12 protein-coding genes and 1 pseudogene are annotated in these 13,436 nt (G+C 62.8%); 12 read left to right on the top strand and 1 reads right to left on the bottom strand.

The features are described 5' to 3' along the window. The first annotated feature begins 98 nt into the window (after positions 1–98). On the top strand, positions 99–4,826 hold the full coding sequence (locus HU760_RS02830) for a DUF6543 domain-containing protein (protein WP_189665321.1): 4,728 nt from the start codon (positions 99–101) through the stop codon (positions 4,824–4,826). Positions 4,827–4,857: 31 nt separating this feature from the next. Here HU760_RS02830 and HU760_RS02825 read toward each other — a convergent pair whose 3' ends face one another. Next, positions 4,858–5,133 carry a polyhydroxyalkanoic acid system family protein gene (locus HU760_RS02825; protein WP_186672329.1) on the bottom strand — a complete coding sequence of 92 codons (276 nt, stop codon included), beginning with the start codon at positions 5,131–5,133 and terminating at the stop codon, positions 4,858–4,860. 124 nt (positions 5,134–5,257) lie between these two features. On the opposite strand from HU760_RS02825, the gene ubiE reads away from it, so the two are divergent. The 11 genes and pseudogenes from ubiE (at position 5,258) to HU760_RS24630 (ending at position 13,296) form a co-directional block, all read left to right on the top strand. Continuing rightward, a complete protein-coding gene (gene ubiE / locus HU760_RS02820; RefSeq protein WP_186672327.1) occupies positions 5,258–6,028 on the top strand; it encodes a bifunctional demethylmenaquinone methyltransferase/2-methoxy-6-polyprenyl-1,4-benzoquinol methylase UbiE in 771 nt (256 codons plus the stop codon). Beyond that, a complete protein-coding gene (locus tag HU760_RS02815; RefSeq protein WP_186672325.1) occupies positions 6,028–6,651 on the top strand; it encodes a ubiquinone biosynthesis accessory factor UbiJ in 624 nt (207 codons plus the stop codon). Before ubiE ends, HU760_RS02815 begins: the two co-directional genes overlap by 1 nt. After that, complete coding sequence (gene ubiB, locus HU760_RS02810) at positions 6,648–8,267, top strand: ubiquinone biosynthesis regulatory protein kinase UbiB (protein WP_186672323.1); 1,620 nt, start codon at positions 6,648–6,650, stop codon at positions 8,265–8,267. Before HU760_RS02815 ends, ubiB begins: the two co-directional genes overlap by 4 nt. Positions 8,268–8,339: 72 nt before the next feature. Beyond that, the gene (hisI, locus tag HU760_RS02805) at positions 8,340–8,732 is read left to right on the top strand and encodes a phosphoribosyl-AMP cyclohydrolase (RefSeq protein ID WP_013974544.1); all 393 of its coding nucleotides are present in this window, start codon (positions 8,340–8,342) and stop codon (positions 8,730–8,732) included. Between the two features lies 1 nt (position 8,733). Next, entirely contained in the window at positions 8,734–9,069 is a 336-nt protein-coding gene (locus tag HU760_RS02800) for a phosphoribosyl-ATP diphosphatase (protein WP_013974545.1), read from the top strand. A 69-nt stretch (positions 9,070–9,138) separates the two neighbouring features. Further along, positions 9,139–9,411 (top strand): twin-arginine translocase TatA/TatE family subunit, encoded by a 273-nt coding sequence (locus HU760_RS02795; protein ID WP_186672316.1) that lies wholly within the window; start codon positions 9,139–9,141, stop codon positions 9,409–9,411. A 3-nt stretch (positions 9,412–9,414) separates the two neighbouring features. Further along, positions 9,415–9,792 carry a Sec-independent protein translocase protein TatB gene (gene tatB, locus HU760_RS02790; protein WP_186672314.1) on the top strand — a complete coding sequence of 126 codons (378 nt, stop codon included), beginning with the start codon at positions 9,415–9,417 and terminating at the stop codon, positions 9,790–9,792. Then, on the top strand, positions 9,789–10,574 hold the full coding sequence (gene tatC, locus HU760_RS02785) for a twin-arginine translocase subunit TatC (protein WP_186672313.1): 786 nt from the start codon (positions 9,789–9,791) through the stop codon (positions 10,572–10,574). The genes tatB and tatC overlap by 4 nt, the downstream gene beginning before the upstream one ends. Next, the gene (locus HU760_RS02780) at positions 10,571–11,278 is read left to right on the top strand and encodes a 16S rRNA (uracil(1498)-N(3))-methyltransferase (protein WP_186672312.1); all 708 of its coding nucleotides are present in this window, start codon (positions 10,571–10,573) and stop codon (positions 11,276–11,278) included. The genes tatC and HU760_RS02780 overlap by 4 nt, the downstream gene beginning before the upstream one ends. A gap of 101 nt (positions 11,279–11,379) precedes the next feature. Continuing rightward, a pseudogene (locus tag HU760_RS24635) lies at positions 11,380–12,441 on the top strand (methyl-accepting chemotaxis protein); the annotation flags it as partial. After that, the gene (locus tag HU760_RS24630) at positions 12,424–13,296 is read left to right on the top strand and encodes a methyl-accepting chemotaxis protein (RefSeq protein WP_437179850.1); all 873 of its coding nucleotides are present in this window, start codon (positions 12,424–12,426) and stop codon (positions 13,294–13,296) included. The pseudogene HU760_RS24635 and the gene HU760_RS24630, both read left to right, overlap by 18 nt. Positions 13,297–13,436: the final 140 nt, after the last annotated feature.

Here is a 13,436-nt window from a genome sequence, read left to right as displayed (position 1 = left end):
CCTCACCCTAAGCTGCACGGCGTACCCATACATATACCGCAGCACCTATGGCCGTATCGCCTAGCCTGCCGGGCCCCACCAGAGCGGAGCCCGATGCCATGACCGATTCCACCCCCCTATCCACTTTCAGACAACGGGTAGCAAGCTGCTTTGCCCAGCGCCCGGGCCTGCGCCAGGTATTGTCCGTGCAAGGCTTCAACGCCCTTGTCGATCGCTACCCCTTCATCCGCAACAATCATCCGCAGCTGACATCGCTTGATGATTTCCACATCCTGCGGGCCCCAGCCGGCCAAGACGAACCCGGCCGGCAACCGTTACTGCTGGATGAACTGCTGGACCATTTCCGTACCGGCACACACCTGCAGCTGAAGGCTTCGGACGCTTTGAGCATCCGTCCGCCGCACGTGTTCGTCGCCCAGGAACAGGGTGCCGACGCCATCGCCCAGCCTGGCATAACCCTGGACATGTACAAGGTGTCCAGTGATCTCGATGGCCTTCTGGATACCCTGACAGAGGCGTTTCAGCAGGCTCAGGTCGGTTTCTGGAGCGGCTCGGACCCGCTTTCGGGGGTATCCCGCCTACATTGGCTTGAACTGCTGATCAAGGCTGCAATGCTCAACAATGTGCAGTACCAGGGCCTGGATGCAGATGAGCGAGCAACGTTGTACGCCATGCTCGATGGCGCCCGAACCGGCATTACGATCAGCGCCATCAGGCTCGAATTCGGCGTTGGCCTGCAGACCTTCGAACGGCCACTGCTGGACCTGCTGCTGAGCACAACGCGCGGCGCTCGCCAACTGCTGCTGTGGTGCAAACCCTGCGGCATCATTCGTAGCTACCCCGACCAGGCAGCATTCTCGGCCACATTTCAGGCCGAAATGGCTGAGCGCTATCGCTTCGACAGCTTGACCTGGTCGCGTACTGCACTGGAAGGCGACCCGTTTGCCTACCAGGCGAAACAACTGCTCAATGTGGTCCTCGACGATATCCGCCGCCTAACCCTTGCACACGTGCAGACAGTCAGCGAAATGGAAGGTGCCTATGCGCGGGTCAGCGATCCATCGCTGCACTTTCTGCAGCAGGCCTACCTGGTGGAAGGTTTGCCTGCTATACAGCTACCAGACTGGCTCGCAGACGCCACATCCGAAGACCGCTTCGAATACCACGCCGCACTGCTCGATCTCGCCGCCCGTCAAGGACACAGCGGGGGCGCGAGCTCGCTTGCTGATATCGAGACCATCGAGCGCTATGCCAACCGCCGACTACGCGAACAGATTCAGGCCACATATCCCGACAAAACCGCCTACGATCCTGACACAGTGCTGATTGCCGTCTCCCAACAGATCCCGAACACGTCGGCCCCAAACCCGCAATACCTGTTTTTGCGCCACGAGAGCCTGACCAGCCTGGCGATCACCCGCCTACCAGCGCACGAAGTCATGACCCGGGTCAGTGCCCCGGCTGACAGCTGGCTGAGCATCGAACAGGTACACACGTTGATCCACCAGGTGGATGTCGGTGGCTCATACCCGCGTTTTCTGCGAGACCAGGTCGAGGCACAGCCGCGCAGGGCGGAACGGATCAGGCAGTACGCCTGGGAATGGCGTTCCGCGCTACGCTTCAGTGTGCTCAAGGCCAGTATCAGCAAACAGCTCAGCGAAAACGCGCGCCGGGCACTGTTGAATTTCTGCGCAGGCATTGGCGATAGACTCGAACAGCCGCGTATTGCCCCATTGGCCTTTCTCTGCGCGCCCGGGGCCTCGGCAAGCGATCGGGCGCATGGCATGTTCATCATCGGACTGCCGGGCCAGCACAGCTGGATGTTGTACCGACCGTTCTATGCCGACCAGGCGTTGCTGGAATTTGCCAGCCTGGCGTTGCTGATGGTTGCTATCCGCAAAGAGGGCGAGCTGCAGCGCAGTGTTCTGCACTGGCTGGAGGACGCAGCACGCGAGGTCTATGAAAACGATGGTTTCAACTTCCCGCACCTGCCCCCCCGACTGTCTGGCCTGGCGCACCTGCTCGGCGTGGACGCGGCGCTGGCAGCTACCGCGCTGGACAATCTCAGGCGACCAGTGAATGCCTCCTTCGAGGCCTGGACAGGCGACCTCGACAGCCACCTGCTCGACGCCAGGGTCGAAGCCATCCTCCACGTCGCAGCCACCGGCAGCGTGTCCAACGCGCAGGAGCGATGGGCCTTGGCAAAAGCGGCGGCGTGGGCAGTGTTCAATACCGCAACGGTATTCTGTTCCGGACTGCTGGCCAATGTGGCGTGGCTGGTTGCAGCGCTGTCGGCAGCCAAGGATGACCTGGCACTACTGGCCGATGGCGGTCGCGATGAGCAGATCGTGGCGGCAACCGACCTGTTGACCAACCTGGCGATGTTGCTGGCCCATCGCGTGGCGCATGCCACCTCCGCAACTGAAGCACCTGTGACAGTGCGCTTGAGCGAACCTGCCGAGCGCAACACACCATCCGGGCGATCGTCCGGGTCGATAGAAGAGCAGCCCTGGGCAGAACCCGCAACCGAGCTACGGCCAACGCCCATCAGGGTAGACAGCTGGAGTGCCAATCAGCGCCTGGCCAACCTGTCGCCGGAAAGGCTCCAGGCGCTGGCCAGGCTGCAAGCCAGGCAGTCACTGCAAGGTCATACGCCACTGGGCACGGGGCGGTTGCGCGGGTTGTACGAGGTGGACCAGCGGTACTACGTGAAACTTGCAGGCATCGCCTTCGAAGTGCAGCAGACCTGGGGCGGCGTGCAAATCATCGGCCCGGATGAAAGCAGCGGTGAATGGGTCGCGCAATGGGGCGGTGCCGACGACGGCTACCACATCGTCGGGCGTCAACGCAGCCGAGGTCCGTGGGTGACCCGCTGGAATGATGAGTGGGTACTGAACGTCACAGGTGCAGGTGGCATGCCCAACACTTCACAGGTCCGCTCGCACAACCGCCAGGCGTACGAGCAATTGCTCGCCACCGCCAAGGCGAACCAGACGGAATTATCCAGGCTGGGACCACTCATGGAAAAAAGCCGCCAGAAGCTGCAGGCCTATGATGACCTGGCAGCAGCATTCAACGTGGCTTACCAGGCACTACCCGAAACCCAGCGCGCCTCGCTGCCGGAGCATCTCCAGGTGCAGCGTCGGCAACTGTTGGCGATGCGCGAACGTCATTTGCTCGACTTGAAGGGCGTGAGCCTGTTTCTGGAAAAGCAGGCCAATGCGCTGAAGGCAGGCGTTGAAGCATTCAGGCAGATGCTCGAACCCCGCTTTGCCAGATACGACCGTGCTGGCGGCAACGAACGCAGGCTTGGCGAGTGGACCGGGGCCGCAATCGAAAACGACATGCTGCTGCTCCGTCGCCTGTACGAGCTACCGAACCATGAGCGCCTCCGGGCGCTTGGCCATGGCCTGGACAAGTTCCCGGTGGGGCAGGAGCAACTGTCGCGGTATGCCGAGCTGCGCAAGGCAACTCGCGATGCGCTCGATGTCGCTCGCCGTATTCTGGTGGTCAGCGAACGGCTCGATGAGACACTGCCGCTTGCGCTGGATGACGACCGGGTCCGTTTCGAACACAAGAAAAGCAAAATCGAGCAAGCCATCAGGCTGCGCCCCAATTCAACCCTGATCGTACGCGCGCAAGTCCTCAGCGATATGGCTTACCTGACCCTGGACAAAAGCCAGCTGACCGTTGAAAGCGCAGCCGAACTGCTGCCATTGCAGGATGCTCTAAGTGACCCGCATTTGTCCTCGATGCTGTGGAGCCACGATGGCCTGGCCGCGGCCAACCTACCCTACCAGCAGCAGGTTGACATCCTCAGCGATGCACTGCGCGAGTATCGAGCCGTATTGGGTAAAGCCTGTTATCTGCAATCATTCGAGCACCCCGCCATCGACTCGGCCATGCTTGCGGACTACGTCAAGCAGCTCCAGGCCCTGGTGCACCTGACCGAAGCCGAACTGAGCGCGGCGTTGACCGGCATCGACACCAGCGCGTCGCCGCTGCCAGCGCGTGTCACCCACCAGGTCAGGGCGGGCAGACGCACAGTGATACGCACGTCTCGCGGCCGCTCGATACTGGTAGAGCAAGCGCGGGAGGGCAATCGGGCAATCCAGCACAACCCGCTCACTCAACAGCCCGCCGGCAAGTACGAACAACGGGACGGCGTGTGGTTGGAACTGCCTGTTCAGCAGCCACCCATGCAGCCGGACACGACACAACTGCGCCATCGTGCAGCCAGCCTGTTGGCTCAGAAGGACACACGCCTGGCTGTCGCCGCTCGTTATACCGACGAGCCGAACAGCCTGTCCGACCTGATGGACTGGCAGATAGAGGATATGCGCGAGGTTGCGCAGCAACTGGCAAGCAGCGACCAGCCCAAAGACATCGAACAGGTCAACGAACTGGCCAAGGCCGTTGAATCGGTCACGGCGGAAAAACACCGCCTGCTCACTGATGCCTACCTGAACACCCGTCACCCGGACGCCCGGGCGTTACGCTACCTCAGCGAGCAGCACCGCCTGCAAATTGCCCGAACCACGATACGCAAGGCGCTGAGCAAGCCCGACGATTATCTCGACGTGTACCAGATCAGGGACGTCGAGGCAGCGCAGACGGTGCTCTGGGAAGCGCACTTCCACTATCGGAGCGCGGATGCACCAGCCCGCGCCTTTGTCAAAGGCCACCTGAAATTCTGGGAGCCGAGAGGCAAGGCCCGCGAGGCGCGGATGGAAGAAGCCAGCAGTACGGCGGAGCGCTTGCAGATCTACCGAGGCGACTTGCGCCTGGAGCAGGTAGAAGGCCTGATTCCGTTCCCGGACCAGTGACAACCCGGCGTTGCTGCCGAAAGCCCTGGCCTCAGGCCAGGGCCTTGTCCAGTGCCCGCTCGATCTCGCCCTTGATGGTGCCGCTCATCATCGACAACATCATGCCCAGCTTCAGCTCCACGCGGATGCTGTCTTCACCGATGTGCACGCTACCGTTGGCACCGCTGCGCGCCACATCGACGCGGTCGCCGTTCCAGGTCGCCTTGAGGTCGTATTCCCGCACCAGCCTGTCCACCAGCGCTTCGGCCTTGGCACGGGCGGCATCGCGGCCGAGGGAATGTTTGCGTTCGACGCTGATCTGAGTCATGCAGGTGTTCCTGAAGATGAAGACATAATAGGCATTATGCCCGCCCCTGCCCACTGGCACACCCCGCCAAGACAAATCCGCCCGTTCGCCCTAGAATGGCGGTAATTTTTTCCGGTGAAGCGATATGAACGACCAGCGCAAAGGCGACCAAGCCGAACCCACCACCCATTTCGGTTACCAGGACGTCCCTGAAAGCCAGAAGGCGAAGAAAGTCGCCGAAGTGTTCCACTCGGTGGCGGCCAAGTACGACCTGATGAACGACGTGCTTTCCGGCGGCATGCACCGCCTGTGGAAGCGCTTCACCATCGAGCTGTCGGGCGTACGCGCCGGCAACCGCGTGCTGGACATCGCCGGCGGTACCGGCGACCTGGCTGCCAAGTTCTCGCGGCTGGTCGGCCCGACCGGGCAGGTGGTGCTCGCCGACATCAACGAATCGATGCTCAAGGTCGGCCGTGACCGCCTGCTCGACCGTGGCGTGGCCGGCAACATCGAATTCGTCCAGGCCGATGCCGAGAAACTGCCGTTTCCGGACAACTATTTCGACTGCGTCACCATCGCCTTCGGCCTGCGCAACGTCACCCACAAGGACGAAGCGATCCGCTCGATGCTGCGTGTACTCAAGCCGGGCGGCCGTCTGCTGGTGCTGGAGTTCTCCAAACCGACCAACAAGCTGATGTCCAAGGCCTACGACGCCTACTCGTTCGCCTTCATGCCACTGGCCGGCAAACTGATCACCAACGATGCGGACAGCTACCGTTACCTCGCCGAGTCGATCCGCATGCACCCCGACCAGGAAACCCTCAAGGCCATGATGATCGAGGCCGGTTTCGACCGCGTCACTTATCACAACATGACCAGCGGCATCGTCGCCGTGCACCGGGGAATCAAGCCCTGATGCTGCTGGCCGGGCTGCTCGCCAGCGTCGAACATGGCCTGAACCGCATCCTGCGCATGGACAGCACGGCCCTGCCGCGGCTGGCCGCGCTGGAAGGCAAGGTCATCGAGATCGACTGCCGCCAACCGGCCCTGCAGGTGTTCATTCTGCCCGATGAAGAAGGCCTGATGCTGGCCGCCCACTGGGAAGGCGATGTCGATTGCAGCTTGCGCGCCCCGGCCGGCAGCCTGGCGCACCTGGCCCTGGCCAAGGACAAGACTGCCGTGCTGCACAGCCCGCAGGTCGAACTGCATGGCGATAGTGCCGTGCTGCTCGACCTGTTCGGGGTGCTGCAGGACCTGGAGCTGGACTGGGAACACGAGCTGCAGCGCTGGCTCGGCCCGGTCGCCACGGCCATGCTCGCAGGCCACGTCCGCCTGCGTGCACGCTGGACCCGTCAGGGCTTCGCGCGCTTCAGCCAGAACCTCTCCGAATACCTGGCCGAAGAGTCCCGCACCCTGGTTGGCAAGCGCGAAGCCGAAGCCGCCTTCAGCGAACTCGATGCCCTCAAGCTTGAGACAGAACGCCTCGAGGCGCGCATCAAGCGCCTCTCCCAATCCCTTGATACCAGCGATAACGCATGAAGCTGCTCGCCGTCCGCCGTCTTTTTCGCATCCAGCGCGTAGTCATCCGGTACCGGCTGGATGACCTGCTGTTCGACTACCCGCTGCCGTGGTGGCTGATGAGCCTGCGTCTGCTGATGCCATGGCGCTGGCTGCCACGCAAGCCGTCCGAGCTCAACCGTGGCGCACGCCTGCGCCTGGCCCTGCAGGACCTGGGCCCCATTTTCATCAAGTTCGGCCAGTTGCTGTCCACCCGCCGCGACCTGCTGCCAACCGACATCGCCGACGAGCTGATGCTGCTGCAAGACCGGGTACCGCCATTCGACCCGCAACAGGCCGTGGCGCTGATCGAGGAACAGCTCGGCGCCAAGGTGGGTGAGGTCTTCAGCCGCTTCGACGTGGAGCCGCTGGCTTCCGCCTCGGTGGCCCAGGTTCATGCAGCCCGTCTGAAAAGCGGCGAAGAGGTCGTGGTCAAGGTGGTCCGGCCAGGCCTCAAGCCGGTAATCGCCGCTGATATTGCCTGGCTGTTCCTGATCGCCAAAGGCGCCGAGCGCGCCTCTGCCGACGCCCGCCGCCTGCACCCGGTGGAAATCGTCAGTGACTACGAAAAAACCATCTACGACGAACTCGACCTGTTGCGCGAAGCGGCCAACGCCAGCCAGCTACGGCGCAATTTCGAAGGCTCCGAACTGATGTATGTGCCACAGGTGTATTGGGACTGGTGCCGGCCGAAGGTCCTGGTGATGGAGCGCATCTACGGCGTCCCGGTAACCGACATGGCGACCCTCGCCGATCAGCGTACCGACATGAAGATGCTCGCCGAGCGCGGTGTGGAAGTGTTCTTCACCCAGGTTTTCCGCGACAGCTTCTTCCATGCCGACATGCACCCCGGCAACATCTTCGTCAGCACGGTCCGCCCCTGGAGCCCGCAATACATCGCCATCGACTGCGGCATCGTCGGCAGCCTGACGGACGAGGACCAGGACTACCTGGCACGCAACCTGATCGCTTTCTTCAAGCGTGACTACCGCCGCGTCGCACAGCTGCACATCGACTCTGGCTGGGTACCGGCACATACCAAGGTCAACGAATTCGAGGCCGCCATCCGCACCGTGTGCGAGCCGATCTTCGAAAAACCGTTAAAGGATATTTCCTTCGGCCAGGTGCTGATGCGCCTGTTCCAGACCGCCCGGCGGTTCAACATGGAAGTGCAGCCGCAACTGGTGCTGCTGCAGAAGACCCTGCTCAACATCGAAGGCCTGGGCCGCCAGTTGTACCCCGACCTGGACTTGTGGAGCACCGCCAAGCCGTTCCTCGAACGCTGGATGCGCGACCGCATGAGCCCGAAAGCCGTGCTTGGCAACATCCACAGCCAGGTCGAACAGCTGCCGCACCTGGCCGACATGGCCCGCGACGTGCTCGAACGCCTGTCGCAACCGCACCTGCACGATCCGCAACTGCCGGAACGTCGCCGCCAGGGCGACCGCTGGCCGCTGCGCCTGCTGGGTGCCGGCCTGCTGGGTGGCGGCGCGGTGCTGGCCACGGGTGCCGCCGAGGCCGCCAGCCTGGCCGCCCCGAGTGCCTGGCCGGCGTGGCTGATGCTGGCCGCTGGCCTTTACCTGATCGTGCGCCAATAGCCAGCCGCGCCCATGGCTGGCACACTAGCGCAAAGGGCCCGGCACAGGAGCGGGCCCGCTTTGGAGTCGACGATGAAAGACTGGCTGGACGAGATCAAGTGGAACAGCGAGGGCCTGGTACCGGCGATCGCCCAGGACCACAAGACCGGACGTGTGCTGATGATGGCCTGGATGAACCGCGAATCGCTGGCCCTGACCGCCGCCGAACAGCGTGCCATCTACTGGTCGCGTTCGCGTGGCAAGCTGTGGCGCAAGGGCGAGGAGTCCGGGCATGTGCAGAAGCTGCATGAAATGCGCCTGGACTGCGATGCCGACGTGATCATCCTGATGGTCGAGCAACTGGGCCATATCGCCTGCCATACCGGCCGTGAAAGCTGCTTCTACCGTGTTTTCGAAGACGGCCAGTGGAAAACCGTCGACCCGGTCCTGAAGGACCCGGATGCCATTTACAGCGCAGGACACTGACATGAGCGACACCCTCAATCGCCTGGCCGAAGTGCTTGAAGAACGCAAGCAGGCGGCGCCCGACAGCTCCTACGTGGCCAGCCTTTACCACAAGGGCCTGAACAAGATTCTCGAGAAGCTCGGCGAGGAATCGGTCGAGACAATCATTGCCGCCAAGGACGCCGCGGTCAGCAAGGATTACAGCGATGTCATCTACGAAACCGCCGACCTGTGGTTTCATAGCCTGGTGATGCTCAGCGCACTGGGCCAACATCCGCAAGCCGTGCTGGATGAACTGGAACGCCGTTTCGGGCTGTCCGGGCACGATGAGAAGGCAGCACGCCAGCCGTCTGCCTGATGGAATCCAGGCAGGGCGCGATGCACTGCCAGGACAATTCGCTGTACCTGTAATTTTCAGGAGTACGAAATGGGTATCTTTGACTGGAAACACTGGATCGTCCTGCTGGTCGTCGTGGTCCTGGTGTTCGGCACCAAGAAGCTGAAGAACTTCGGCAGTGACCTGGGCGAGTCGATCAAGGGCTTCCGCAAGGCCATGAGCGAGGAAGAAAACAAGCCGGCCGAGCACACCCCGCCGCCAGCCCAGCCCGTTCCGCCAATGCAGAACACCGCCCAGCAGAACCAGGGCCACACCATCGAAGGCCAGGCCCAGCCGGTCCAAGAGCCGCAGCGGAAAGACTGACTGATGTTCGGCATCAGTTTCAGCGAGCTGCTGCTCGTCGGCCTGGTCGCCCTGCTGGTGCTCGGCCCCGAGCGCCTGCCCGGTGCCGCGCGCACGGCTGGCCTGTGGATCGGCCGGCTCAAGCGCAGCTTCAATAGCATCAAGATGGAAGTGGAGCGCGAAATCGGCGCCGACGAAATCCGTCGCCAGCTGCACAACGAACACATCCTGCAGATGGAAGAAGAAGCCAAGCGCATCCTCAACCCGATGACACCACCGGCGCAGCCACCCGTCACCACTGCAACCGTGCAGCCCCCTGCGGGGCTCGAAGCCCGGCCGGTCGACCCAACTGCCGCCCCGGCGACACCTTCCGAACCGCCCCAACCGCCGCGAGCCCCATGAGCGAGAACCCGGAACACGACCAGCCGATGCCTCTGGTATCGCACCTGACCGAACTGCGCACACGCCTGTTGCGCTGCGTTGCCGTCATTTTCCTGATCTTTGCCGGGCTGTTTTCCTTCGCCCAGCAGATCTACACCCTGGTTTCCGCACCGCTGCGCGAACATTTGCCGGCCAATGCCACAATGATCGCCACCGACGTGGCCTCGCCGTTCCTGACGCCGTTCAAGCTGACCATGATCGTTTCGCTGTTCCTGGCGATCCCGTTCATCCTGCAGCAGATCTGGGGGTTCATTGCACCCGGGCTGTACCGTCATGAAAAGCGCATCGCCATCCCGCTGCTGGTGTCGAGCATCCTGTTGTTCTACGCCGGCATGGCCTTCGCCTATTTCCTGGTGTTCCCGCTGATCTTCGGTTTCTTCGCCAGCGCCACGCCAGAAGGCGTGTCGATGATGACCGACATCGCCAGCTACCTGGACTTCGTGATGACGCTGTTCTTCGCCTTCGGCGTGGCCTTCGAGATCCCGGTGGCGGTGGTACTGCTGGTGTGGATCGGCGTGGTCGACGTGAAGTACCTGAAGAAGATTCGCCCCTACGTGATCATCGGCTGTTTCGTGGTCGGCATGGTCCTCACCCCGCCGGACATATTCTCCCAGACCCTGCTGGCGGTCCCCATGTGGTTGTTGTTCGAGATCGGTGTGCTCTGCGGCAGCCTGATCCGCAAGCGCAGCGAAGCCAACGCCGCCAACGACCATAACGACCAGCCACCAGCGACCCAACCGTGAACCTGTTGCTCCTTGAAGAGGCCGACTTCGTCTCGGCCGACCGCGTCGTTCTTGCTGACCGGCGCTTCACCCACATGCAGGAGATCCACCGTGTGGCGGTGGGTGATACTCTGCGCGTTGGCCGTATCAACGGCCTGATGGGCAAGGCCACCGTGTTGCGCCTGGAAACCCACCAGGCCGAACTGGAAGTCGCCTTCGACCAGCAACCACCGGCCAAGCTGCCGCTGACCCTGGTGCTCGCCGTACCTCGGCCGAAAATGCTGCGTCGGCTGTTCCAGACCGTGGCCACCCTAGGCGTACCGCGATTGATCCTGGTAAACAGCTACAAGGTCGAGAAAAGCTTCTGGCAAACGCCCTTCCTGCACCCCGACAGCGTCCGCGAAAACCTCATCCTCGGCCTGGAACAAGCGCGCGACACCGTGCTTCCGGAGGTGATAATCGAGAAGCGCTTCAAACCGTTCGTCGAGGACCGCCTGCCGTCCATCGCCGCAGGCACCCTGGGCCTGGTCGGTCACCCTGGCCCCTACCCCGCCTGTCCGCGTGCCGTGGAGCAAGCCGTGACCCTGGCCATCGGCCCGGAGGGCGGCTGGATCCCCTACGAAGTGGAGCTGTTGGGCAAGGCCGGTTTGGCGCCGGTGCAGCTGGGTGAGCGCATCCTGCGGGTAGAGACCGCCGTGACGGCGCTGCTCGCGCGGATATTCTGACGCTCAAGTCAACTTCTAACCATAAAGTTTCCCTCCCCCTGGCCGATGGCCTTGGCAACAACAACATATATCGTGCTGCCAAGCCGGCCAGGGAGTTTCACATGTACCAATGGATCGCCCAATCGTTGGGCAACGTGAGCGTCAGTCGCAAACTGGGGCTGGGATTCGGCCTGGTGCTGCTATTGACCCTGGCCATTACCCTGACCGGTTGGTATGGCATGGACAGCATCGTCAACCGTGGCGACAAGCTGGGTAACATCTCGCTCATCCAGCAATATACCCAGGAACTGCGCATCGCCCGCCAGCAATACCAGCGCCAGCGTGACGACGCCTCGGTGGCGGAGCTGGAAAAAGCCTTGGTCAATCTCGACCGCCAGGTGCAGCTGATGCTCACGCAGATCGAGCAACCTGTCGACCGCCAGCGGCTGGAACAACAGCGTGAGGCTGTGCGCGGCTACCAGCAGGTGTTCAGCGAGCTGAAACAGGCCGGCCAGCGTCGCGAGGCCAGCCGCGGGGTGCTTGGCGACACCGCCGACAAGGCGGCGGACCTGGTCGGCAAAGTGCAACGCGCACTGCAACAGGGTGGCGATATCAGCCAGTATCAACATGCAGTGGAAGTAAGCGCATTGCTGCAACAGGCGCGCTTCCAGGTGCGCGGCTACACCTACAGCGGCAATGCCGACTTCCAGCAGACGGCGTTGAAAGCCATTGACCAGGCTCTGGTCGAGCTGCGCGCCCTACCGGCCAAGGTGCCTGCTGAACATGCCGCCAGCCTGGACGATGCCGCCACCGCCATGGCCGGTTACCGCGATGCACTTACCCAGTTTGGCACTGCCCAGGCCGCCACTGAACAGGCCCTGCAAAGCATGGCCGCGCACGGCACTGTGTTGTTGCAGACCAGCCAGGCGATGACCGCTTCGCAAACAGAGGTACGCGATGCTGGCGCCGCCCAGGCCAAGCGCCTGCTCGCATTGGCCACTGCGCTGGCCTTGGCCTTGGGCCTGCTGGCGGCCTGGACCATTTCCCGGCAGATCATCATCCCGCTGCGCCAGACCCTGCATGCTGCCGAACGCGTGGCCAGTGGCGATCTGACTCAGCAACAGCAGGTACAACGCCGCGACGAACTCGGCCAATTGCAGGCCAGCATGCAGCGCATGACCCAGGGCCTGCGCGAACTGATCGGCGGCATCGGCGATGGTGTCACGCAGATCGCCAGCGCCGCCGAAGAATTGTCGGCGGTAACCGAACAGACCAGTGCCGGAGTCAATAACCAGAAGGTCGAGACCGATCAGGTGGCGACCGCCATGAACCAGATGACCGCCACCGTGCACGAAGTGGCACGCAACGCCGAGCAAGCCTCGGAAGCCGCATTGATGGCCGACCAGCAGGCCCGCGAAGGTGACCGCGTGGTAGGCGAAGCGGTGGCGCAGATCGAGCGCCTGGCGGGCGAAGTGGTCAATTCCAGCGAAGCGATGAACCAGCTCAAGGCCGAGAGCGACAAGATCGGCAGTGTGCTTGATGTAATCAAGTCGGTGGCCCAGCAAACCAACCTGCTGGCCCTCAACGCGGCGATCGAGGCCGCCCGTGCCGGCGAGGCCGGGCGTGGCTTTGCCGTGGTTGCCGATGAGGTACGCAGCCTGGCCCAGCGAACGCAGCAATCCACCGAGGAAATCGAAGAACTGATCGCGGGCCTGCAGAGCGGCACCCAGCGTGTGGCCAGCGTGATGGACAGCAGCCGCCAGTTGACCGATAGCAGCGTCGAACTGACCCGCCGCGCCGGCACCTCGCTGGAAACCATCACCCGCACCGTGTCGTCGATCCAGGCAATGAACCAGCAGATCGCCACGGCGGCGGAAGAGCAGACAGCCGTGGCCGAGGAAATCAACCGCAGCGTGATGAATGTGCGGGACATTTCCGACCAGACTTCGGCTGCCAGTGAAGAGACGGCCAGCTCGAGCGTGGAGCTGGCGCGGCTGGGTACCCACCTGCAGGGGTTGGTGGGGCGGTTCAGGCTTTGATCTGAAAATGGGTCACCTGTACTGGTTTCTTCGCGGGCTAACCGGCGAAGAGGCCAGCACAGGGTGAGCATTCCTACCTGTTGCAGTGAAATTTCCTACCTGATTATCAGGTCAAGTCCTACAACTCCGCTGCCGATTGG

Origin of the sequence: Pseudomonas oryzicola, assembly GCF_014269185.2 — a bacterium.
In the GTDB taxonomy this organism is placed as follows: Bacteria; Pseudomonadota; Gammaproteobacteria; order Pseudomonadales; family Pseudomonadaceae; genus Aquipseudomonas; species Aquipseudomonas oryzicola.
Note: the sequence above shows the minus strand (reverse complement) of the source record. Positions and strands in the feature narration are given on the sequence as shown.